This window comes from Nitratireductor sp. CH_MIT9313-5 (assembly GCF_037029545.1).
In the GTDB taxonomy this organism is placed as follows: domain Bacteria; phylum Pseudomonadota; class Alphaproteobacteria; order Rhizobiales; family Rhizobiaceae; genus Chelativorans.
The window spans coordinates 172,902-196,049 of the sequence record NZ_JAYMER010000016.1 but is presented as its reverse complement, the minus strand read 5'-3'; the positions used below and the strand labels follow the sequence as shown (position 1 = coordinate 196,049).

Here is a 23,148-nt window from a genome sequence, read left to right as displayed (position 1 = left end):
CACGCTGTACAGAAACCACCAGATTTGTCGTTGCCAGCAAACTGTTTGCTGTCTTGGCGGCAATAAATCAACGTAAAGTTATTCTGCAGCCGCTTTCTTCGAGCGCTTGAAGGCCTCGATGCGGCGTGGCGCGTGTGATTTCAGCGAGTCTCCCCGGCCCGACAGACTCGGATTCGTCATGAAATATTCCTGCGCGTTGAAGCTCTCCTCGCCTTCCTGCGGAAGAATGCGGCGGGAGGTACCGTCGGGCAGAACCTCGAAGCTCTGCTGATTGTCCATGATATTGCCCAGCATGATCTGGCCCAGCACCTGCTCATGCACCGTGCGATTGGTGATCGGGACCATGGTTTCAACGCGGCGGTCAAGATTGCGCGGCATCAGATCGGCGGAGGAAATATAGACGATGGCCTCATCGGACGGCAGGCCGTGGCCATTGCCGAAGCAGTAGATGCGGCTGTGCTCAAGGAAGCGGCCGACAATGGACTTTACGCGGATCTTTTCGGACAGTCCCGGCACCTGCGGGCGCAGGCAGCAAATGCCGCGCACGACCAGATCGATCTCGACACCGGCATTGCCAGCCTCGTAGAGCGCGTCGATGATGGCCGGATCAACCAGCGAATTCATCTTCATCCAGATTTGTGCAGGCCGCCCGGCCTTCGCATGCTCAATCTCGGCGTGAATATGCTCGATGATGCGATTGCGCAAAGTAAAGGGCGACATGGCAAGCTTCATGTCCACATCCGGCTCGGCATAACCGGTGATGAAATTGAAGACCTTTGCCACGTCATGCGCAATGGCGGCGTCGTCTGTGAAATAGGACAGATCCGTATAGATGCGCGCGGTGATCGGGTGATAATTGCCCGTGCCCAGATGGCAGTAATTGCGCAGGCGCCCATCCTCGCGGCGCACAACCAGTGACATTTTCGCATGGGTTTTCAGTTCGATGAAGCCGAAGACCACCTGCACGCCGGCGCGTTCGAGATCACGCGCCCAACGGATATTGGCTTCCTCATCGAAGCGCGCCTTCAGCTCCACGAGAGCGGTGACCGATTTCCCCGCCTCCGAAGCGTCGATCAGCGCGCGCACGATCGGGCTGTCATTGGATGTACGGTAAAGGGTCTGCTTGATAGCGACCACGTCGGGGTCTTGTGCTGCCTGACGCAGGAACTGCACGACCACGTCAAAACTCTCATATGGGTGATGGACCACAAGGTCCTTCTCGCGAATGGCGGCGAAGCAGTCGCCATTATGTTCACGAATGCGCTCGGGAAAACGGGCGTTGTAGGGCTCGAATTTCAGGTCGTCGCGGGCGACCTTCACGATTTCGGAAATCTGGTTGATCGCCAGGGGGCCATCCAGCACGCTGATACGCCCCGAGGGCACACCGAGCTCCGACGCCACGAAATCGCGAAGCGATTCGGGCATGGAGCTTTCAAATTCGATGCGGATCACCGAGCCGCGGCGCCGCCGCTTCAGAGCGCTTTCGAACAGGCGCACAAGATCTTCGGCCTCTTCCTCAACCTCGATATCGCTGTCGCGGATGATGCGGAACGTGCCCGAGCCGTTGACCTTGTAGCCCGGAAACAGCTTGCCGATGAACATTTCCACGATGTCTTCAAGCGCAATGAAGCGTACCTTGTCCGAACGCATTGGCAGTTCTATGAACCGTCGCAGTGCGACCGGCAGTCGCAAGAGCGCAGTCATGCTCTCGCCATCTGAGAGCTTCTGCAGGTCGAGTGCTATGGAGAAGCCCAGATTGGGAATGAAGGGGAACGGATGAGCCGGGTCAATCGATAGCGGCGTCATGACCGGATAGATCGCATCAAGGAAATGCTCCTCAACCCAATCCCGATCCGCCTTGGACAAAGCGTCCGGACGGACAAGCTCGATGCCTTCCTTCTTCAGCAATTCCAGAAGCACACCGAGATTTTCGTGCTGCTCCTGCTGCAGGCGCGCCACTTCCAGCAGAATCTGGTGAAGCTGCTCCTCGGGCGTGCGGCCATCGGCGCTGCGGGTGGTGATTCCCTCGCGCACCTGGCCTGCAAGACCGGCCACGCGGACCATGAAAAACTCGTCGAGATTGTCAGCGGAGATGGAAAGGAAGCGCACGCGCTCCAGAAGCGGGTGGCAAGTATTCTGCGATTCCTCAAGAACGCGCCGGTTGAACTGCAGCCAGGAGAATTCGCGATTGACGAAGCGGTCCGGACTGGCGGCAGCCACCTCATCGGCCTTTTCTGGCTCGACCGGAAATTCGCTTTTGACCGGCTTCAGCTCATTCATCGCTTCATCTTCCTCAAAACTCACGGGCGCAATGCAGCACTCGCTGCCAGTTTACGTCCTGACAGGCTTTTGCGACAGTTTCATATCACGGGCTTGCAAATAACCCATTTATGCTACAAACGCAGTGAAAGACTGACACCGAGCGGGAGACAGAAATGGCGGGCCACGCGATACCGCATTTCCACAACACTGATGGCCACAGCGCCATCAATATCGGCGTCCGCGAATTCATGTGCGTCGGCGCAAATCCACCCATGGATCATCCACATGTCTTTCTGGACATGGGTGACGATGTGGAGCGCGTCTGCCCCTATTGCTCCACGCTCTATCGCTACCGTCCGGAACTGAAGGCTGACGAGACCCAGCCGGCAGGTTGCGCATTCGAGCGCGACGCGGCCTAAACGCAAGGCTTAAACACCATTCCCGCCTCCATCGCCATCGCCGGTGCAGGCATTGCCGGACTGACCAGCGCATTGGCGCTGGCCAGGCGCGGGCATGACATTACCATTTTCGAGCGCGAAGCGGATTTGGGCGAAGCGGGCGCAGGCTTGCAGCTTTCGCCCAACGCCACGCGCGTGCTTCGCACCCTTGGCGTTCTGGATCATCTCCACGCGGTTGCCGTACAGCCCGACGCCGTGCTGCTGCGTTCTGCGCGCAATGGGTCGGTGAAATCCCGCCTTCCGCTTGGCGAAAAGGCGCAAGACCGCTGGGGTGCTCCCTATCTCACCTGTCACCGGGCCGACCTGCAGGGCGCGCTATTGAAATGCGTCACAGCAGATCCGAATATCAAACTGACGCTGGATGCACCGGCGCAAGGATTTTCCTTCACAAGTGACGGTGTCTCCCATCCTCGCTCCGAGGCTCAATTCCAGCTTCTGCTTGCCGCCGATGGCATCTGGTCCAGCCTGCGTGAGAAGGTGACATCGCTTGACGCCCGCTTTACCGCACGGATCGCCTGTCGCGCCATGCTGTCTGGCGATCATCCGGCAGCGCGCGAACTGTTTGGGACGACGCACAATGTCCACGCGTTCATGGCTTCTGGATTCCACACCGTCGCCTACCCCGTCAGTGGTGGCACAGCCTATAATCTGGTGGTCGTTCTTCCCGGAGGTGAGACGCAGCGTGGCTGGGTGCAAGGCGCTGATCTCGACCTGCTTCGCCATGCGCTTGGCGGCACGATACTCGCGCCGCTGACAAAAGCAGCCAGTGACTGGAGCCAATGGCCGCTCTACGAGGTACCTGCGCTTGAAAGCTGGTCAAGACCGCCGAACCTGTTGCTCGTCGGTGATGCCGCGCACGCCCTCACTCCCTACGCGGCCCAGGGTGCGGCAATGGCTATCGAAGACGCTTCGGTGCTTGCCGGTCTGCTCGATGATACAGACAGCGTGGCGCAAGCCCTGGTGAAGTTCGAGCGGCAGCGCATACCCCGGATCGAGCAAGTGCGGCGGCGCGGAGGCTTCAACAGTTTCGCATGGCATGCTGCAGGACCTGTGGCTTTAGTCCGTGACCTGGTGCTGAAGCACCGCACCGGCGAGAAGCTTATGGCCGATTTCGACTGGCTTTATGGCTGGCATACGGACAACCGGTCAGGCTAGTAACCATAATTCCCCTAGCCGGTTTCCTTGTTCCCTTAAAGTTGTTATCGAATTTTTCGAAACAACTGGAGGCTTCAATATGAGTGTTGTTGATGCGTGGAGGCCTGAAACTGCCGCAGGCGGTTTCACACGCGATGATGAAGACGTCGCATTCTACACGCGCATCAATGCCCTGATCCATTCGGATATGGTGGTCGTCGATCTCGGCGCCGGACGCGGCTCACGCTATGATGAAGGCAGTGCGCCGTTCCGCAAGAGCTTCTTCAACCTGCAGGGCCGCGTGAAGCAGCTGATCGGGGTTGATGTCGACCCAGCAGTGCTTGAGCACCCTTATCTTGACGAGGCACTGGTTACAGAACCAGGTGCCCGCCTACCGCTTGCCGATCAAAGCGTGGACATGATCATCAGCGAGTGGGTTCTGGAACATGTGGAGCATCCACAGGAGTTTGGGGCTGAGGTGCAGCGCGTATTGAAGCCGGGCGGCTGGTTTTGCGCCATCACGCCCAACAAATGGGGCTATGTCGGGATTGCCAACCGGATCATTCCGGAGAAGGTGAAAAACGCCCTGATGCGCCGGGTGTGGCCAGACCGGCCCGACATGGATGTGTTCCCGACCTATTACCGCCTCAACACACTGGCTCGTACAAGGCGCATGTTTGGCGATGGGGCGTGGGAGCATTGCAGCTATTCGGCCAATGGCACCCCGAAATATCACGGCAACCGCTCTTTCGGCTTTGCGCTCGTGGGTCTTTTTCAGACATTCGTACCGAGCCTGATGCGCACCAATCTGTTCGTGTTCATACGCAGAACGGCCTGAAACTGGCATGATAAAAAACGCCCCAGCACCTATCAGGTACCGGGGCTTGTGCTTGCAGCCTATTGGCGCCTCTAGTGCAGTATCTGCGACAGGAAGAGCTTTGTGCGCTCGTGCTGCGGGTTGTCGAAGAACTCTGCCGGTGTGTTCTGTTCGACGATCTGGCCCTGGTCCATGAAGATCACGCGGTTGGCGACCTGGCGGGCAAAGCCCATCTCATGGGTCACGCAGATCATGGTCATGCCTTCCTCGGCAAGATCAACCATGGTGTCGAGCACTTCCTTGATCATTTCCGGATCAAGCGCAGAGGTAGGTTCGTCGAAGAGCATGATGCGCGGGTTCATGCAGAGCGCACGGGCGATTGCAACACGCTGCTGCTGACCGCCGGATAGCTGACCTGGATATTTGTGCGCCTGCTCGGGGATTTTCACCCGCTCCAGATAGTGCATCGCCATTTCCTCGGCTTCCTTCTTGGGCGTCTTGCGTACCCAAATCGGAGCAAGCGTGCAGTTCTCCAGAATGGTGAGATGCGGGAAGAGGTTGAAGTGCTGGAACACCATGCCAACTTCACGGCGCACCTCGTCGATCTTCTTCAGATCGTTGGTAAGCTCGATCCCGTCGACGACGATCCGACCCTTCTGGTGCTCTTCAAGGCGATTGATGCAGCGGATCATGGTGGATTTGCCGGAACCCGAAGGTCCGCAAACGACGATGCGTTCGCCGCGCATGACCTTCAGATTGATGTCACCCAGAACGTGGAAATCGCCATACCACTTGTTCATGTTGACGATTTCGATTGCGACATCCGTATCGGAAATCTGCATTCCCGGCTTTTCATTTGCAACGGGTGCTGCGGCGGCAGGATTTGTCTGGCTGGCCATGACGTTTTTCCTTACTCGGGCCTTTAGCCCGTCAGTTCCTGTGGCCGGTGTTCAACCGGCGTTCCATATAGATCGAATAGCGCGACATGCCGAAGCAGAAGAGCCAATAGATGAAAGCGGCGAAGACGAGGCCTGTCGCAGCCGTCGATGGCGTGATCCAGTTCGGATCGGAGAACCCGCGACGCACCGTGCCCAGAAGATCTGCCAGGCCGATGATGTAGACCAGGCTCGTATCCTTGAAGAGGCCGATAAAGGTGTTCACGATACCCGGGATCACCATCTTCAGGGCCTGTGGCATGATGATCAGACGCATCATCTGCCAGTAGCCCAGACCAAGCGCCTGTGCGCCTTCATACTGGCCCTTCGGAATGGCCTGCAGTCCGCCGCGAATGACTTCCGCCATATAGGCTGCCGAGAAGAGTGCGACACCGATCAGTGCGCGAAGCAACTGATTGAAGGTCACGCCATCCGGCAGGAAGAGCGGGATCATGAAGGCGGACATGAAGAGCACCGTGATCAGAGGCACACCACGCCAGAACTCGATGAAGATGATCGAGAACAGGCGGATCGCTGGCAGATGCGACCGACGGCCCAATGCCAGCAGAATGCCGAGCGGCAGCGAGGCTGCAATGCCCGTGAGCGCCACGACCAGCGTGACCAGCAGCCCGCCCCAGAGATTTGTAGGCGCAGGACGCAGGCCAAGATCGCCGGACAGCAGCATGATCAGCGCCAGGATGCCTACGGGGGCGACCAGAACCTTCAGGAAGCGGCTGCGACCGCCCTCGCCCGGCTGCACCGCCCAGACACTCATCGCGACAGAGGCCAGCGCCACGAGCGAGGACAGCATGGTCAGTGTCGAGAAGCGGATATCCATGAACCGCACAGGGCCGGAATTGATGGCATTGTGCATGAACAGGATCAGCAATGCAGCGATTGCCGCCCACAGCCCCCACTTCAACCGGTCTTCACTGGCACCTGCAACCATTCCGCCAAGTGCCGAGGCGATGAAGGCAGAGATGGTCAGCAGGAAAGCAACCCAGGCACCGCTGACGCGGAGATTGCCACCCGTGAGCAGCACAAGTGCCACGAAGGGATAGACCGCAAAGAGCAGAATGGCATTCAGCCGCTTGTAGGGCAGAGGCGGGATGAGCATCGGCACGGCCAGAAGCACCAGCAGCACCAGAGCGATATCCACCCGCCAGCGCTCAGCCATAGGATAAAGGCCGTAGACAAACTGGCTGAACTTCGCGCCCACAAAGGCCCAGCAGGCGCCCACCTCACCCTCGCCTTCACCCGGCAAGCATGCCTGGCGATCGGCACCGGTGAAGACGGCGTCCAGAAATCCCCACTCGAAGATGTTCCAGGCTGCCCAGACCGAGAAGATTGACAGGACGATGGTTATGACGCTGTCCACGGGCGTGGCGAAGAGGTTCTTGTGCAGAATTCCCACAACGCCCGCCTCCGACGGTGGAGGCGGCTGCGGCGCTTTCTGCTCGCGAGCGACATAAAGAGAGACTTGTTCTTCCATTTTTATGCCTCCTACCGCTCAACCAGTGCCATCTTGGCGTTGAACCAGTTCATGAAGGCCGAGACCGCGACGCTGAGGCCGAGATAGACGACCATCCAGACAGCGACGACTTCGACGGACTGGCCAGTCTGGTTCAGGACCGTGGAACCCACGGCAACCAGTTCGGGATAGCCAACGGCCAGACCCAAAGACGAGTTCTTCGTCAGATTGAGATACTGGCTGGTCAGCGGTGGAATGATGACGCGGAATGCCTGGGGTACGACCACCAGCCTTAGAAGCTGGCTGCGGGTTAGACCCAGCGCCGATGCCGCCTCGGTCTGCCCCTTGGATACCGAGAGGATACCAGCGCGCACGATCTCGGCCACGAAGGATGCGGTGTAGAACGAAAGCGCGAGGAACAGAGCGAGAAATTCCGGTTTGACCTGCCAACCGCCACGCAGATTGAAGCGGGTCGCCTCTGGCACCTCGAATGTTACCGGCAAGCCGGTTACGAGGAAAACGGCGATGGGCAAGCCGAGTATCATACCCAGCGCAGGCCCCAGGGTTTTCCGTCTCTCACCGGTTTTGAGCTGGTGCTTCTTGTTTGCCTTGGCGAGAACGACGGTGCCGATGACACCGAGAACGAATGCGATCAGCGTGGCAAGAGCGATTGGCTCGAAGACGGCTGCAGGCATCTGCAGGCCGCGATTGGACAGATAGGTTCCGAAACCCAGCTCATAGGCCTGGCGCGGCAATGGCAGAACGGACAGGACGCCGAAATACCAAAACAGGATCACCAGCAGTGGCGGGATGTTGCGGAACACCTCAACATAGACGGTGCTCAGGCCGCGCACAATGTAGTTGCGCGACAGGCGACCGATGCCGACGATGAAACCGACTATGGTGGCGAGCGTGATACCGGCAATCGCGACGATGATCGTGTTTGCGATGCCGACGAGTAGTGCCCGGCCATAGGTTGAATTGGACGAATATTCTATCGGCACCTGGCCGATATCAAAACCGGCGCGTGTTGATAGAAAGCCAAATCCTGAGGCGATGTTCGCCTGGGCAAGATTTCGGATCGTGTTGTTGATCAGCCAGGAGGCGAAAGCCAGAATGGCGATGATCATCACGATCTGGATGATGAGACCGCGTGTCTTCGGATCGCGCATCAGCGCGACACGCGGCTGCGAAATGCTTTGAGCTTCAACTGTCATATGATCCGCCATGCACGAAGCGTGGCCCTCCGGAAACGGCCAGCGCTTACGCTTTAGAAAAGCGGGGGTGCTGCCGCCAATGCAGCAGCACCCTCATTTACCGATTAGCGGATCGGCGGTGCGTATTGCAGGCCGCCCTTGGTCCAAAGGGCATTCTGACCACGCTGGATGCCGAGCGGCGTATCCGGACCGACATTGCGGTCGAAGATTTCGCCATAGTTGCCGACAGCCTTGATCACATTGACCATCCAGTCAGCCGAAAGCCCGATATCCTGACCGAAGGTGCCATCGGCACCGAGCATGCGGCGGATGTTCGGATTGTCAGAATTGACCATTTCCTCGACATTGTCCTGGGTCACGCCAAGCTCTTCAGCGTTGATCAAGCCGAAATGGACCCACTTCACGATGTCGAACCACTGCTCGTCACCCTGACGAACGACCGGGCCGAGGGGCTCCTTGGAGATGATCTCCGGGAGAACCACGTGCTCATCCGGGTTGGAAAGCTCGAGACGCGAAGCATAGAGGCCGGAAGCATCGGTCGTCAGAACGTCGCAACGACCCTGCTCGTAAGCCGAGTTAACATCCGACTGGCTTTCGATAACAACAGGATTGTATTCCATGTTGTTGGCGTTGAAGTAGTCGGTGAGGTTCAGCTCCGTGGTGGTGCCGGACTGCACGCAAACCGTTGCGCCCGAAAGCTGCAGCGCGGAGTTCACGTTGAGGTCCTTGCGGACCATGAAGCCCTGACCGTCATAGTAGTTCACGCCGGCAAAGTTCAGGCCGAGCGCGGTGTCGCGGTTCATCGTCCAGGTGGTGTTGCGTGCCAGCAGATCAACTTCGTTGTTCTGCAGGGCCGGAAAACGCTGGACGGCGGAAAGCGGCGTGTACTGCACCTTGCTTGCGTCACCGTCGAAAACGGCAGCAGCAACGGCCTTGCAGTAATCCACGTCCAGGCCCTGCCATTCGCCCTGGTCGTTCTGGGAAGCGAAGCCCGGAAGACCGGTATTCACACCACAACGCAGCTGACCAGCGCTCTTCACATCGTCGAGCGTGGCTGCCGATGCCGTGCCTGCAGCAAATGCAAAGACGGCCGAGCCGAGCAGTGCCTTCATAAGATTCTTCATGTTCATTGACCCTTTTTTCTCAAGCACAGGGTTCATCCCCAAAGTCTGATGTGCGGAAGCACGATGGCACAGTCTTGTGAAATCGCTGCGAATACGGGCTTCCTCTCCCATGCACGGCGCCCATCGAATGCCATTATTTGACACGGGTCAAGAGGGGATGAGCGATTGGTCCAGAAGCAATAACTGATGGTTAACCCTGAGAGATTACAACCAATCCTATATGTCATTCTCATCGGGGGCTGGTCATGAAGCCGATATTGGCGGCGACTGCAATCGCATTATTCGCAACGGGGATTCCGACAGCATTTGCAGCCGATTACGAGCCGGCCGCAAGCTACCAGTCCGCGCCATTGCGTCCGTCAATCCAGGCCCATTCGTCAGGCTGGTACATCCGCGGCGATATCGGCCACAACTTCAAATCGAAAACGGATGGTGGCTTCCGCGTGTATGAGGGCACCTACCGCAACGCCCATTACGAGCATATGGAGCTGCGCTCCAACACCTATTTCGGCGCAGGTGCCGGTTACCGGCTCAACGCGCATCTTCGTGGCGATGTAACCCTGGCCTACTGGAATCGCAGCGGCTTCGGATCCGCCACGCTTGATGACAACTGGTCATTCGACGATTCCAGCTCTGCGAGCGCTCTGGAAATGATGGCAAACGCCTATGTCGATCTGAAGACCTTCGGCCGCGTCACCCCTTATGTCGGCGGTGGCCTCGGCACCACCTATCTGCGCTATGACCGACTGACCAATCGCGCCACCTGTATCAATCCCTCCAATTGTAGCGGGCTTGATTATGTCGCCTGGCATGAGGGCGAAGAGAGTTGGCGCTTTACCTGGGCGCTCATGGCCGGTGTCTCCGTGGACCTGACACATCGCGCCAAGCTCGACCTCGGCTACCGCTATGCCCATGTTGCAGGCGGAGACGCATTCGGTTTCGATGCCGGTGATATCGCGGCAGGCGCAACCGGTGTGCAGGGCTGGGACAACGGGTTTGGCACGCACCAGATCCGTGCTGGCCTTCGCTACGAATTCGGCGGCGCTCAGATCGCGGCATACAAGCCAGAACCCTTCGTCATGCCGGCTCCCCAGCCGGTCTACGAGGCTCCGGTCTACAAATAGGCTTCTGGCGCAGCCCCTTCCCTGCCCGGTCTGCTTGTCTCCTTCGCCTTTGCGCGCTACGCCCTAGTTTGAACGGATGAGGCCGACCCAGTGTCGGCCTTGTTCATTCCTCAATGCGCGACGAGCTATGGCGAAGGGTGATCAATGGCACGCGATCTTTCTGGCAAGGGCAACAATACGCGGCTGGCACATATCGGCAATGATCCGCGCGACTATCACGGCTTCGTCAATCCGCCGGTCGTGCATGCTTCCACGGTCCTGTTTCCCGATGCGGAAACCATGGCGGGCCACAAACAGAAATACACCTATGGAACACGCGGCACACCGACCAGCGATGCTTTGGGCGCCGCTATCGACGCACTGGAGGGCTCGGCCGGGACAGTCGCCGTTCCATCGGGCCTTGCGGCGGTTGTCGTACCGATGCTCGCCTTCCTCTCGGCAGGCGACCATGTGCTGATCGTCGATTCGGTCTATTTCCCCACCCGCCGCTTTGCAGACACGATGCTGAAACGCATGGGTGTCGAGGTTGAATATTACGAGCCGGAACTGGGCGCTGATATCGCCTCTCGCATGAAAGCCAATACCAAGGTGGTTTTCACCGAGTCGCCCGGCTCCAACACGTTCGAAATGCAGGATATTCCCGCCATCGTGGAAGCCGCCCATGCGGGCGGAGCCGTGGTCATGATGGACAATACCTGGGCCACGCCGCTCTTTTTCAAACCGCTGGAACACGGCGTCGACATCTCCATTCATGCTGCCACGAAATATCCGGCCGGCCATTCTGACGTGCTGTCAGGCACCGTTTCGGCCAATGAAAAATGCTGGGAGCGGCTTTACGATACCTATCTGACCCTTGGCGTCTGCGCCGGGCCGGATGACGTCTACCAGGTGCTGCGCGGGCTTCGCACCATGGGTGTTCGTCTGGAACGCCATCAGCAGAGCGCACTTGAAATCGCGCAGTGGCTTGAGGGACGCGATGACGTGGCCCGCGTGCTGCATCCAGCCTTGCCTTCCCACCCCGGACACGAGATCTGGAAGCGCGACTTTTCGGGCGCAAGCGGCATCTTCTCGATCGTTCTCAATGGCGGCGGCAAGGAGCAAGCGCACGCCTTTCTCGACGCGCTGGAGATCTTTGGCCTCGGCTATTCCTGGGGCGGGTTTGAAAGCCTCGCGGTGCATGTGTCCCTTGGTGACCGCGTGGTTGCGAAGGCTCCGGAGGAAGGTCCCGTTATTCGCCTCCAGATCGGATTGGAAGATGTCGAGGATCTGAAAGCCGATATCGATAAAGCTCTGGCAGCAGCAAAGGCTTAACCCCGCAAGCGCAACAAAAGCGCCAATCTGATTTTTCCGGTTAAGTCCACCCTAACCAGAGGACAACCTCTGGCTGTCAAGACACTTGGCTGCGGTATCATTACGCGCTTACCCTAACATCAGCATTTGATTCGAGGGGGCTGATGATGCGCGGTGCAAGTTTGACCGGTGGTGCGAGTATGCTTGCACTTGTGACTGCTGCTGGAGGAACACTGTTCTCGTCCAGCAGTGCTGTTGCAGCATGCGGCCCCGCCGCGGGCACGAGCGACATTTATATCTGCGACAGCGGCACGATGGCGGGCGGCCTTACCGACACGGTCGGAGACAACAGCCTTTCCTTTCCTGATGGCGGTACCGGCACCATTGACGGTGACGTGGTGTTCGGCTCGGGCGCAGACCGGCTCGACATGCGCTCCGGCCGCGTGACGGGCGATTTCGACCAGGGCGGCGGCATCGACATTTTCGAGATGAGCGGCGGTGTCATCGACGGCGCGGTCAATCAGGGTGGCGGCGAGGACATCTTCCGCATGAGCGGTGGCCAGATCGGGTCCCTGAACCAGAGCGGCGACCTCGACGAATTCTACATGACGGGCGGCTGGATTGTCGGGAATTTCAATGCCGGCGACTATGGCGAGATGTCGGGCGGGCGGATCGGCAGCGTCTCGCTGGTTGGCTCAAGCAACACATTCCTCATGTCCGGCGGTTCGATTGACGGAAACCTGACTGCCACGGGCGGTCGCGGAGACATCAACACGCTGACAATCACCGACGGCGATATTGGCGGACGCATCGGAACGAACAACGCGCATGACCATGTCACCATCACCGGCGGCAGCGTTGCGGGCGATATCACGCTGGAAGACAATTCCGACCGCTTCATCTGGAATGGCGGCGGTGTGCTGGGCGGCTCGGTGGAGCTTGAAGCCGAAGACGATGTGGCGGAGCTCGCCGATCTGGGTCGGGCACTCACGGGAGGCCCTACCCTTCTTTCCGGTGGCACCGGAACCGACACGCTGACGCTCACCGATGTGGAGTGGACGGGAGCTGCACGCATCAGCGAGTGGGAGAGTATCACGCTCTCGGGCACGACGCTGCTTGATCTGGCCGGTGAGGCGCTGGTCTTGGGCGATGCGGGCACGGATACCGGAATGCTGGAAATTTCCAGCACCAGCGTGATCTCCGGTGCGGGCAGCGCCTTGGGCTCCATCACCAGCTTTCTTGCCACCGCACGGGGCCAGGTCAACAATTACGGGCGCCTGACCATGCAGAATGGCAATGCGGGCGACCGCATCACCATCACCGGCAATTATACCGGCCACGATGCCACGCTCGCTCTTGATACGGTGCTCGCAGGTGATGACGCAGCCAGCGACATGCTTGTTCTCGACCGCGGCGCGGCGGATGGCTCGACAATAATCGAAATTGCCAATGCGGGTGGAACGGGTGCGGCGACGCTCAGTAATGGCATCAAGCTCGTGGACACGACCAACGGCGCCACCACGAGCACGAGCGCCTTCTCAATACCGGCTCCGCTGACTGCGGGCGCGTTTGAGTATCGCCTTTTTCGCGGCGGTTTGACGTCTGGCAGCGAAGACGTGTGGTTCCTGCGCTCCACGATGATGACGCCGCCGGAACCTGTTCCCACGCCGACGGACCCGACCCCAAGCCCTGTGCCCACGCCACAGCCGGCACCCGCACCGGCCGCAACGCGGGAAATAGCACTGCCAACCGCAGCCGCAACACCGCCAAATGACGGTGCGGCACCGCTTGCGCCTGTCGCCGCCTCGACACTTGCGGAACTGACGCCGCAGTCTCCGCTTCCACCTGCGGCGGCTGAAGCGGAAGTCATTCCCATTATTCGACCTGAAGTGCCGCTTCATGCCGCCTTGCCACCACTGGCGCAGGTTCTTGGGCAGGCCACGCTTGCAACTTTCCACGAAAGGCGCGGCGAGGATGACCATCTGGAGACTGGCGTGGTTGCGAACAGCTGGCTGCGGGTCTTCGGGGAACATACCGACACGCGGTGGGAAAGTATCGTTGCCCCTGGCTTTGAGGGCAATCTCTTCGGCCTGCAAATCGGACAGGATGTTCTGGGCCATGAGTGGTCCAACGGCCACGAGACCCATCTCGGCCTCATTGCCGGCTATAGCCGCCTGACCGGCGACATTTCCGGCAGTGCCCTTGGCTGGTCCGGTCTGGATATTGGCTCTGCCGATCTCTCGCTCGTCACGCTTGGCGGCAGCCTTACGCATATGGCGCCATCGGGCTGGTATGTTGATGGCGTTGCCCTCTATGGCTGGCTTGACGGAACGACAGGTTCCTACCGCGACACCGGCATTGAGATTGACGGAGAAACCATCCTGCTGTCGGCAGAAGCAGGAATGAGGCTGGCGCTCAACGAGCGCTGGAGCCTGCACCCCAACGCGCAGCTTGTCTGGCAGCATGTGTCGGTCGATCCTGCCCATGACGGGCTTGCGGCGGTAAGCTTCGAGGACATGTCAGGCTTCACCGCGCGGGCTGGTCTGCGGCTGGAGGGTGAGCTTGGCGAACAGCAGGTTCTGCGGCCTGTCCTGAAGGTCGATCTGGTTCACGGTTTCGACAGTGAAAGTGTCATTCGATTGGGCGACAATCACGTCACGACGACTTTGGACAGCACGCAACTCGAATTCGGAGCTGGCTTCACCGCGACACTCAATCAGAAAATCCGGCTGCATGGCGAAGGGCATTATGCCGTGGATATTGCAGGGGCTGAAACGACGTCACTCGGCGGCACGCTTGGCCTGACTGTCAACTGGTAGATTTATGACGCGCAACCGGCTTTTTCGACTAAAGCGGCGGTGCTATCAGCGTTCTGGAATAGGGCGCAACGCAAGGATGCTGCAGCATGAACGATGGATGGGCCATTGGCCTGATGACCGGTACCGTTCTCGACGGCAATATCGACATTGCCATGCTGCGCACGGATGGTGAGCGGGTTAACGAATTTGGCCCTTATGAGCTGGTTGCCTATCCAAACGGCATAGTGCCGCTTTTGCGGGAAGCCATGGAAGAAGCCGCCAGCTGGAGGTTCGAAGGGCCGGAACCTTCCATCTTTGCCAAGGCAGAGGAAGCGCTGACGCGCGCGCAGGCCGAGGCGGTGAACGCATTCCTGACCCGTCACGGCTTTTCTCCAGACCAGATCTCGGCAATCGGCTTTCACGGTCAGACCATGCTCCATGTGGCGCCGCGAAATGGTGCAATCGGGCAGACGCGGCAGCTGGGTGATGGCGACTTGATGGCGGACATTACCGGGATCACCACCGTCTATGACTTCCGGAGTGCCGACATGCAGGCTGGCGGCCAGGGCGCGCCACTCGCGCCGATCTATCACCGGGCGCTGATTGACGGGATTGGTGCTGGCGCCGAAACAGCGATCCTGAACCTGGGTGGCGTGGCCAATATCAGCTGGTTTAACGGCGACGAGATGGCAGCCTTTGACACCGGACCTGCCAATGCTCCGGTCAATGACTGGGTCAGAAATCGAACCGGTGCGGAAATGGACCGTGACGGCTCCATCGCAGCAAGCGGACAGGTGGACGAGGTGCTGCTTGAGAGACTTCTAACTCATCCCTATATGACCCAGCGCTATCCCAAATCGCTCGACCGCAATGATTTTACCTCGGCAATGGCGGAGGGTTTGAGCCTTGAGGATGGCGCGGCGACGCTCACGGCTTTCTCCGCTGCGGCGGTGGGCAAGGCGCTCGACCTTCTGCCCAGCCGCCCTACCCGACTCGTTTTGTGCGGCGGTGGACGGAAGAACCCCTATCTGAGGCAGGCCATCGCCCAAAGGGCAAAAGTGGAAGCGCTTTCTGCCGAAGAGGTGGGCCTTCGCGGAGACGCCATCGAGGCGGAATGCTTTGCCTATCTCGCGATGCGAAGTCTGCGCGGACTACCCATCAGCTTCCCAGCTACGACAGGCGTCCCTTCCCCTCAGACGGGCGGCAGGCTCGTTCAGGTGAGCTAAAAAGCTCCCCCGGCAAAAGCCGAGGGAGCATCGTGGCTAGTTATGCGGCGCTCTGAACGGCCCAAATGCCATTGCGTGAATTCGCTCGATCTCGAGCACCGCGTCACGGAACAGTTCCTTCTGATCCGGATCACACTCGGTGGCACCAAGTTCCTCCAGTACCCGCGCAGCATTCTCAACCGCCTGCGCGGCGAGAACCCTCAGCTTGGGATCAGCGTCCGAAAGACGCTCCAGGAGCAAGGCAACCACAGAGCTTGAGGCCAGGCGGGAAGGCCTGGTGACTTGTTCTATGATCATTGCATCTCAGTTTGGTGGTTTTCATTCTTACGAGACGTCAATGATCGGAGTGGGAGGCTCCTCGATGGGGTAGGATCTCATGCGCTCCTTCAGCACCAGATGTTCGACAGCTGGAAGAGCACAGTAGTTCGTATTGTAGAAAGATAGCCCATCAAGCGTGGCCACGGTGACGTGACAGTGCCCGGTTTCCGCCACCTTGTGCTGGTGGTGCGCCGTACTGTCACTGTGATGATGGTGGGCTTGAGGTTCCAAGTCCAAGATTTCAGGCACACTCCCGTGCACCTGCGACGAGCCTACAACCAGGAATGCAAGTAAGATCACCTGCCGAAGCACAGCAAATGTGCCGGACAATCCTCTCGCAGTTCCTGCCGCCTTTTTGATCATGAGAGCCGATTAACAAGTAATCGCATCGTGGGTAAACACAATAATTCTACTTGTGGCGGCACCTCAGGCCGCTAGCCTATCGGCGTGCAGCCAAATATCCTTATTCATGCAGTTCGGGAATTCGTTCGCTGCAGGTGTTGCGATAGTCGCTTGTTGTGCTGGCAGATTGCTCTGGCGGCATTACCTCAGGCGAGGTGCAACCCGTTGCATCCAGAGTTCAGAGCTCTGAATTGCGCTATGCGAGAGACGAAATTTCAATCGAATGGCGATCCCGGCAGGATTCGAACCTGCGACCATCGGCTTAGAAGGCCGGTGCTCTATCCAACTGAGCTACGGGACCAGCGCCCTGGTTCAGTGCGTCCAGGGGATTTTGCGGTCATAGCGGAAATTTTCCGCGTAGGACACCTGCCGGCGCTTGGGCGCCTTGGCTTCTTCGATGCGGTAGGCAATGCCGTTGCGGGTGGCGTAGTCGATCGCCTCTTCCTTCGTGGCGAAGGTGAGCTTCACCTGACGGCGCGTGTCGCTCGACGAGGTGTAACCCATGAGCGGATCAATGGTCAGCGGCGATTCCGGCTCGAACTCAAGCACCCAGTGACCGGTCTTGGCCGTGCCGGACTGCATGGCGGTTCTGGAAGGGCTGTAAATGCGCGCGGACATCAAAGACCCCGTTCTAGCGTTGCGACCAGAGGGAAACGGCGAGCGCCGTACCCGCGTTCCCTGCCAGCCTGTCGGCTGAACAGGTGATGGTCGGAGCGGCAGGATTCGAACCTGCGACCCTCTGGTCCCAAACCAGATGCGCTACCAGGCTGCGCTACGCTCCGAGCGAATGAACCCCTATAGTCTGCGGCTGTGCAGCGCAAGAGCCGAATTGGGAAATTCTACATGAAACTGAGGGGTTTCTGTTCTACGCGCTGACACATGTAAGAATTGTCTTATCGGCGGATGACCACCCCCAGCAGCAAGACCGAGAGCATTGTGGCGATCAGCAACCACGCGGCCATGGACCACTCCATCATATTGGTGGTCGTGATCTCCTTAACGATCAGGCCAATCCTGAAGAACAGGAGCTCGATACGGTCGCCAATCCAGTCCGTCAGATCATACAGCATGAGGATGTCCTCCGCTCAGGAAAGACCGGATTCTAAATTGAGCCGGGAAACAAATCCTTAACGCATCCTGGCGCAGCCGCACTGATTCGGCTGCATCCAGATGTGCGAAAACCGCCAGCGGGAGGAACACCGGCGGTCTTCGGAAAAATGTGCCTTGCGGCTAGTGGCGCTGGGCGTGGGCTTCGCTGCCCGAGAAGGAACGCATGAGTGGCATGATCTGCCACAGCGCCGACAGACCAACCAGAATATAGACGATCCGTGCAAGAAGCGCGTCCTGCCCACCGAAGATGGCGGCCACGAGGTCGAAGCCGAAAAGGCCAACCAGCAGCCAGTTGATGCCACCGACTATAATCAGCAGCAGGGTAATTGCGTTTAGTGAGTGCATTGAGCCAAGCCCTTTGTCGCTATTGTATGGCTCAGGAACGGCAGTCATCAGTGATTGTTCCTGCGCGGACTACACAACCAGATCACGAAGTCGTCATAATTCAAATGACGCGACACGCCTTCATCAGCTGCGAGATAGGCGCGGCTGCTCCAATTCGCCCAGCACCTCGCTGGCAAGTGGCCGCGTGATGCGGCTCTTGCGCTCAAGTGCCGTGCGATCCAGCAGATCGACGAGATGGCGGGCGCTGGACAGCGAACGTTCCATGCGGCGGGTGATGTACTGGATGACATGGGGATCAACAACCACCTGCCGGTCGGCGAAAAGCTTCATGAGAACGCCGGTCAGCAACATGTCGTCCGGCTCCGCGATCTCAACGATCTGAGCGGCACGCAACCGAGACAGGAGGTCGGGAATTTCCACGCCCCAGGAGGAGGGAAACCGACGGGCGGTCAAAAGCAGGTGCGAATGCGACTGCTTCACGGCGTTGATGAGATGGAACAGGCCTCGCTGGTCGAGCTCCGGCCGGTCCGCATCATCGATCAGTATGGGCCGTTCTCGTGCCAGCTCAACGATTTCGGCGCCGATATTTCCGGGCTCCACCCTTAACGCGCCGCTCTCGCCGAGCCAGATTTCCGCCAGATGCGACTTGCCACTGCCTTGTGGTCCGGCAAGCAGAGCAACCGGTGACACCCATTCAGGCCAACGCTCGACAAGCCCCAGCGCCTGTTCGTTGGCGGGGGTGACAACCAAGTCATCGCGCGTTCGTCCTTCGCCGTGGGCGAGGTCAAGCGGCAATTGCCGCGGCCTGTCGCGTTCTTCCATCATGGCAGTTCGCGATCTGCCGCAGTCGTTGAGGGATCGCCGCTGTAAAGCGGCGATTGCAGATAGCGCGCCAATGCAAAGCGCACCAGAACGGCGATGGCTGCAGCGGCGGGAACCGCGATCAGAAGCCCCACGAAACCGAACAGGAGCGAGAAGGCAAAAAGGGCGAACATCAGCCATACCGGATGAAGGCCAACGCTTCGCCCGATCAGTTTCGGCTGCAGGATGTTGCCTTCCAGGAACTGGCCCGAGAAGAAGACTGCCGCTACGGCGGCCACCCAATACCATTCCGGCCAGAACTGCACGACGGCAACACCGATGGAGAGAGCCAGGCCGACCAGTGAGCCTACATAGGGAATGAAGCTGATGAGACCCGCGAAAAAGCCGATCAGGAGGCCGAAGTTCAACCCGACCACCGTCAGGCCGATCGCATAATAGAGCCCAAGGATCAGGCAAAGGGTGCCCTGACCGCGCACGAAACCGGCTGTCGCGGTATTGATATCGCGGGCGATCTGGCGAACCGTCTCGACATGGTCGCGCGGCACCCAGCTGTCGACGCGGGCGATCATGCGATCCCAGTCAAGCAGCATGTAGAAGGCGACAACAGGCGTCACGACGAAGAGGCTTGCGAGATTGATTAGCGCCAGACCGGAGGACCAGATCGACTTGAAGAGCGTTGCGACAAAGCCGGTCCCTTGCGCAAGAAGTGCCGTCAGCCCTTCCCGCAGTTCCTGCTCGGAAACACCCAGAACCTGCTCGAACCATTCGGGATCCAAATTGGTGATGAGGGCCTGCAGGCGCGAGAGGTAATCGGGCAGGCGCTGCAGAAAATCGGCAAGCTGGTTCGACAGAACCGGCACCACCAGCATCAGGGCCAGAACAACGATGATGATGAATGTAAGCAGGATCACGACCGTGGCAGCCGTCCGGGACAGCCCCAGCTTCTCCAGCCGGTCCGCAACGGGGTCTAGGAAATAGGCAAGCACCATTCCGGCCAGGAATGGCAGCAAAATGGAGCTGAACACATAAAGGAAGGCGATCAGAAAGGCAGCGCCAAGCAGCCAGAACAAGACCTGGCGCGTCCAGCCCGCAACGGGTGCGGCAGGCTCATGAGCCTCCGGGGGAATTGGTGTCGACATAACCGCCCATGTGCTTGATCCAGTCAACGAGATAGGCCGCGCCAGAAGCTATGGTCAAGAGCCCGGTGACATAGATGAGGACTTGCGTGAGGAAGCCTGAGGAAAACGCGAAGGCAAGATCGGCCAGAACGACCACTGCGAGCACGATCTGCGCCAGCGTGTTGACCTTCGACACCATCAGCGGTTTCATCGGGACCGGGTTGCCCATGATCGTTGCCAGAAGCACGCCGCCGACGATCAATGCATCGCGCGAGACAACGGCGATGACCAGCCACAGCGGCAGGACTTCCAGATAGCTCAGCACGATGAATACGCTGACAAGAAGCAGCTTGTCCGCCATGGGATCGAGATAGGCACCAAGCTCGCTGCGTTGGTTGAACTGGCGGGCGATGAAACCGTCTACGCCGTCCGATATGCCCGCCACGAGAAAGCCGGTGAACGCCCAGCCCATATAGCCTTTCAGTAGGGCGAAGACGACTGCAGGCACCAACAGAAAGCGCATCAGCGTGATGAGATTGGGTATTGTCACCTTCTGCCCCCCTGGCACAGCCTTGGCAATGATGGACGCCTGCCGCAATTCCCGTATAGCATGAGCCAGATGGTTCGCGTCAGCTCAAGCGTCAAGGCAGCAACTGGGCCAGCCGGACAGCGAACAAAGCGGTGGGCGCACCGGCGCCCAAGCTTGCAGCCATCACGAAGGCATGCAATTAGCCGGTCAGGAGGCGTCGGGCAGCCGCGCCGAAGGTCGCACTGGGGCAGGAACTTTCATCATGGACGACAAGAAGAACGGCCTCTCCTACGCCGATGCGGGTGTCGATATCGATGCCGGCAACGCGCTGGTGAATCGCATCAAGCCGCATGTGCGCTCCACGCGCCGACCGGGAGCCGATGGCGAAATCGGCGGCTTTGGCGGGTTGTTCGACCTGAAGGCCGCAGGCTTCACCGACCCCGTTTTGGTTGCAGCCAATGATGGTGTCGGCACAAAGCTGAAAATCGCCATTGATGCCGGCATACACGACACGGTGGGCATTGATCTCGTAGCCATGTGCGTGAACGATCTTGTCGTGCAGGGTGCCGAGCCGCTCTTCTTCCTCGACTATTTCGCCACCGGAAAGCTTGATCCCGAACAGGGTGAAGCCATCGTGTCGGGCATCGCCGAAGGCTGCCGTCAGGCCGGATGCGCGCTGATCGGTGGCGAGACGGCGGAAATGCCGGGCATGTATCAGGGCAATGATTACGACCTTGCAGGCTTCGCCGTGGGTGCTGCCGAGCGTGGTCAACTTCTGCCGACCAATGACATCACCGAGGGTGACGTGATCCTTGGTCTTTCCTCCTCGGGTGTTCACTCCAACGGTTTCTCGCTTGTGCGCAAGATCGTGGAGCGCAGCGGCCTGGACTGGGACAGTGATGCTCCCTTCGCGCCGGGTACGAAGCTCGGGCGCGCGCTTCTGGAGCCTACGCGGATCTATGTAAAGCCGCTTCTTTCCGCCATTCGCGACACCCATGGCCTGAAGGCGCTCGCCCATATCACCGGCGGCGGTTTCCCCGAAAACATTCCGCGCGTCCTTTCGGACGACTATGCGGCCGAGATCGATCTCGATGCCATCGACGCACCTGCCGTATTCTCATGGCTTGCCCGTGAGGGTGGTGTAGAGATGAAGGAAATGCTGCGCACCTTCAATTGCGGCATTGGCATGATCGCGGTTGTCGCCGCAGGCCAGGCGGCACAGGTGGCCGGTGTCCTTCAGAAGGCGGGCGAGCATGTCACGACGCTTGGGCGCATTGTCCCGCGCCGCGAGCATGGCGTAATCTATCGCGGAGAGCTTGACCTATGACAAAGAAAAAGACTGCCATCCTGATTTCCGGCCGCGGTAGCAACATGACGGCGCTGATCCGCGCGGCAGAAGAAGCCGATTATCCCGCCGAGATCGTGGGCGTCATTTCCGACAATGCCGATGCAGCCGGACTTGCCGCAGCCAAGGCGTCCGGGCTCGAGGCGATCGCCATTCCACGCGCTGAATTTCCCGACAAGGCCGCGCATGAGGCGGCGATCGAGGAAGCGCTGGATGGCCTTGGCGCAGAGATCATCTGCCTTGCCGGTTTCATGCGGCTGTTGAGCGGTGATTTCGTCAAGCGCTGGGAAGGCCGGATGCTCAATGTGCACCCTTCCCTTTTGCCACTGTTCAAGGGCCTTAACTCGCACAAGCGCGCTCTCGAAGCCGGCATGCGCATTCATGGCTGCACGGTGCACTTCGTGACGCAGGAAATGGATGGCGGACCGATCATCGCGCAAGCCGCGGTTCCGGTTCTGCCCCATGACACGGAAGAAGAGCTGAATGCCCGTGTGCTGAAGATGGAGCACCAGACCTATCCGATGGCGCTGGCGCTGGTTGCCTCCGGCAAGGCAGCCATGGAAAACGGGCGCACGGTCTTCGCCCGCAATGCCAATGTCGGTTGGGGCGAGTACAGCACGCTTCTGGTGCCGTCCTCCATCGAGGAAGTGTTTGATATCGAAGATCTGGCGCGGCTGACGCCCTAGTCGAAACACGCGGCCAGTTCCAATTCAGAGCTGGCCGTTTTCCTTCGCGCGCGCGGTGGTCGCTTCATCGACGAGTTCGCGTATCTGCGCCAACAACGGATGGGCCCCGGTTCGCTCGCGCCCATAGCCAAGATTGAAGGCAAAATCGAAATCCGCCGGATTGCCGCCGATTAAGTGCTGCAGCATGGTCTCGATCTTGTCGAAACCCTTCGCGAAGATGGCTTCAGGCGTTGTCGCTTCGCAATATTCATCCCATAGCGCCAGAACCTCGCCCTGCAGATCAACCGGAAGCGGCTTACAGAGTGTTACCAGATCAAGCCGCTCTCGCATCTGACGCGCGCCATTGTCCGCGGTCTGGTGGATGGCGGGCACATCGCCAGACAGTGCTTCGCCAAGATCATGCAGGATGCACAGCTTCAACAGCTTGAGCATGTCCAGGCCCGGCAGCTCCTTCTCGAACAGGATGACGAGAAGACAAAGCCGCCAGCTGTGCTCTGCAACGCTTTCCGGGTTGCCCTGACGGGTGAAGCCGCTGCGAAGCGTATCTTTCAGCCGCTCCGCTTCCTGAACGAATGCAAGGATCGAGCGGATGCGCTCTGGATCACCCACGGCATTGC

At 59.3% G+C, this 23,148-nt stretch carries 22 protein-coding genes and 2 tRNA genes; 9 read left to right on the top strand and 15 right to left on the bottom strand.

Going from position 1 to position 23,148, the window contains the following annotated elements:
- Window positions 1-78 precede the first annotated feature (78 nt).
- On the bottom strand, window positions 79-2,280 hold the full coding sequence (locus WA367_RS13560) for an RNA degradosome polyphosphate kinase (protein ID WP_336057295.1): 2,202 nt from the start codon (window positions 2,278-2,280) through the stop codon (window positions 79-81).
- Between the two features lie 155 nt (window positions 2,281-2,435).
- On the opposite strand from WA367_RS13560, the gene WA367_RS13555 reads away from it, so the two are divergent.
- The 3 genes from WA367_RS13555 (at window position 2,436) to WA367_RS13545 (ending at window position 4,692) form a co-directional block, all read left to right on the top strand.
- Window positions 2,436-2,681 carry a zinc-finger domain-containing protein gene (locus tag WA367_RS13555; RefSeq protein ID WP_336057294.1) on the top strand — a complete coding sequence of 82 codons (246 nt, stop codon included), beginning with the start codon at window positions 2,436-2,438 and terminating at the stop codon, window positions 2,679-2,681.
- A gap of 18 nt (window positions 2,682-2,699) precedes the next feature.
- A complete protein-coding gene (locus WA367_RS13550; protein WP_336057394.1) occupies window positions 2,700-3,875 on the top strand; it encodes an FAD-dependent oxidoreductase in 1,176 nt (391 codons plus the stop codon).
- Window positions 3,876-3,954: 79 nt separating this feature from the next.
- The gene (locus tag WA367_RS13545; protein WP_336057293.1) at window positions 3,955-4,692 is read left to right on the top strand and encodes a class I SAM-dependent methyltransferase; all 738 of its coding nucleotides are present in this window, start codon (window positions 3,955-3,957) and stop codon (window positions 4,690-4,692) included.
- A 71-nt stretch (window positions 4,693-4,763) separates the two neighbouring features.
- On the opposite strand, the gene WA367_RS13540 is transcribed toward WA367_RS13545, so the two are convergent.
- The 4 genes from WA367_RS13540 to WA367_RS13525 form a co-directional block, all read right to left on the bottom strand.
- The gene (locus WA367_RS13540) at window positions 4,764-5,513 is read right to left on the bottom strand and encodes an amino acid ABC transporter ATP-binding protein (protein ID WP_336057393.1); all 750 of its coding nucleotides are present in this window, start codon (window positions 5,511-5,513) and stop codon (window positions 4,764-4,766) included.
- A gap of 88 nt (window positions 5,514-5,601) precedes the next feature.
- Window positions 5,602-7,098: an amino acid ABC transporter permease gene (locus WA367_RS13535; protein ID WP_336057292.1), complete on the bottom strand. Its 1,497-nt coding sequence runs from the start codon at window positions 7,096-7,098 to the stop codon at window positions 5,602-5,604.
- Window positions 7,099-7,109: 11 nt separating this feature from the next.
- Window positions 7,110-8,294 (bottom strand): amino acid ABC transporter permease, encoded by a 1,185-nt coding sequence (locus tag WA367_RS13530; RefSeq protein ID WP_442935583.1) that lies wholly within the window; start codon window positions 8,292-8,294, stop codon window positions 7,110-7,112.
- Between the two features lie 104 nt (window positions 8,295-8,398).
- Window positions 8,399-9,418 carry an amino acid ABC transporter substrate-binding protein gene (locus WA367_RS13525; protein ID WP_336057290.1) on the bottom strand — a complete coding sequence of 340 codons (1,020 nt, stop codon included), beginning with the start codon at window positions 9,416-9,418 and terminating at the stop codon, window positions 8,399-8,401.
- A 245-nt stretch (window positions 9,419-9,663) separates the two neighbouring features.
- Here WA367_RS13525 and WA367_RS13520 point away from each other — a divergent pair, with 245 nt between their 5' ends.
- The 4 genes from WA367_RS13520 (at window position 9,664) to WA367_RS13505 (ending at window position 15,856) form a co-directional block, all read left to right on the top strand.
- Entirely contained in the window at window positions 9,664-10,542 is an 879-nt protein-coding gene (locus tag WA367_RS13520) for an outer membrane protein (protein WP_336057289.1), read from the top strand.
- Window positions 10,543-10,686: 144 nt separating this feature from the next.
- Window positions 10,687-11,853, top strand: coding sequence for a cystathionine beta-lyase (locus tag WA367_RS13515; RefSeq protein ID WP_336057288.1), 1,167 nt, complete (start codon window positions 10,687-10,689; stop codon window positions 11,851-11,853).
- Between the two features lie 143 nt (window positions 11,854-11,996).
- Window positions 11,997-14,651 (top strand): autotransporter family protein, encoded by a 2,655-nt coding sequence (locus WA367_RS13510; RefSeq protein ID WP_336057287.1) that lies wholly within the window; start codon window positions 11,997-11,999, stop codon window positions 14,649-14,651.
- Window positions 14,652-14,737: 86 nt separating this feature from the next.
- On the top strand, window positions 14,738-15,856 hold the full coding sequence (locus tag WA367_RS13505) for an anhydro-N-acetylmuramic acid kinase (protein WP_336057286.1): 1,119 nt from the start codon (window positions 14,738-14,740) through the stop codon (window positions 15,854-15,856).
- Between the two features lie 36 nt (window positions 15,857-15,892).
- Here the strand turns inward: WA367_RS13505 and WA367_RS13500 are convergent, their stop codons facing one another.
- From WA367_RS13500 to pgsA, 9 genes are all read right to left on the bottom strand, one after another.
- On the bottom strand, window positions 15,893-16,153 hold the full coding sequence (locus tag WA367_RS13500; protein ID WP_336057285.1) for a hypothetical protein: 261 nt from the start codon (window positions 16,151-16,153) through the stop codon (window positions 15,893-15,895).
- 647 nt (window positions 16,154-16,800) lie between these two features.
- Window positions 16,801-16,877, bottom strand: a tRNA-Arg gene (locus WA367_RS13495).
- Between the two features lie 11 nt (window positions 16,878-16,888).
- The gene (locus tag WA367_RS13490) at window positions 16,889-17,194 is read right to left on the bottom strand and encodes an ETC complex I subunit (protein WP_336057284.1); all 306 of its coding nucleotides are present in this window, start codon (window positions 17,192-17,194) and stop codon (window positions 16,889-16,891) included.
- An 87-nt stretch (window positions 17,195-17,281) separates the two neighbouring features.
- Window positions 17,282-17,358 (bottom strand) — tRNA-Pro (locus tag WA367_RS13485).
- Between the two features lie 111 nt (window positions 17,359-17,469).
- Window positions 17,470-17,646, bottom strand: a complete 177-nt coding sequence (locus WA367_RS13480) for a hypothetical protein (protein ID WP_336057283.1) — start codon at window positions 17,644-17,646, stop codon at window positions 17,470-17,472.
- Between the two features lie 160 nt (window positions 17,647-17,806).
- Window positions 17,807-18,031, bottom strand: coding sequence for a DUF378 domain-containing protein (locus tag WA367_RS13475; RefSeq protein WP_036484226.1), 225 nt, complete (start codon window positions 18,029-18,031; stop codon window positions 17,807-17,809).
- 123 nt (window positions 18,032-18,154) lie between these two features.
- Window positions 18,155-18,853: a DnaA regulatory inactivator HdaA gene (gene hdaA, locus WA367_RS13470; protein ID WP_442935591.1), complete on the bottom strand. Its 699-nt coding sequence runs from the start codon at window positions 18,851-18,853 to the stop codon at window positions 18,155-18,157.
- Window positions 18,853-19,992, bottom strand: coding sequence for an AI-2E family transporter (locus tag WA367_RS13465; protein ID WP_336057281.1), 1,140 nt, complete (start codon window positions 19,990-19,992; stop codon window positions 18,853-18,855). The genes hdaA and WA367_RS13465 overlap by 1 nt, the downstream gene beginning before the upstream one ends.
- A complete protein-coding gene (gene pgsA / locus WA367_RS13460) occupies window positions 19,961-20,521 on the bottom strand; it encodes a CDP-diacylglycerol--glycerol-3-phosphate 3-phosphatidyltransferase (RefSeq protein ID WP_336057280.1) in 561 nt (186 codons plus the stop codon). Before pgsA ends, WA367_RS13465 begins: the two co-directional genes overlap by 32 nt.
- Before the next feature lie 241 nt (window positions 20,522-20,762).
- On the opposite strand from pgsA, the gene purM reads away from it, so the two are divergent.
- The gene (purM, locus tag WA367_RS13455; protein WP_336057279.1) at window positions 20,763-21,827 is read left to right on the top strand and encodes a phosphoribosylformylglycinamidine cyclo-ligase; all 1,065 of its coding nucleotides are present in this window, start codon (window positions 20,763-20,765) and stop codon (window positions 21,825-21,827) included.
- On the top strand, window positions 21,824-22,531 hold the full coding sequence (purN, locus tag WA367_RS13450; protein ID WP_036481435.1) for a phosphoribosylglycinamide formyltransferase: 708 nt from the start codon (window positions 21,824-21,826) through the stop codon (window positions 22,529-22,531). Before purM ends, purN begins: the two co-directional genes overlap by 4 nt.
- 24 nt (window positions 22,532-22,555) lie before the next feature.
- Here the strand turns inward: purN and WA367_RS13445 are convergent, their stop codons facing one another.
- Window positions 22,556-23,140 (bottom strand): HD domain-containing protein, encoded by a 585-nt coding sequence (locus WA367_RS13445; RefSeq protein WP_336057278.1) that lies wholly within the window; start codon window positions 23,138-23,140, stop codon window positions 22,556-22,558.
- Between the last annotated feature and the right edge of the window lie 8 nt (window positions 23,141-23,148).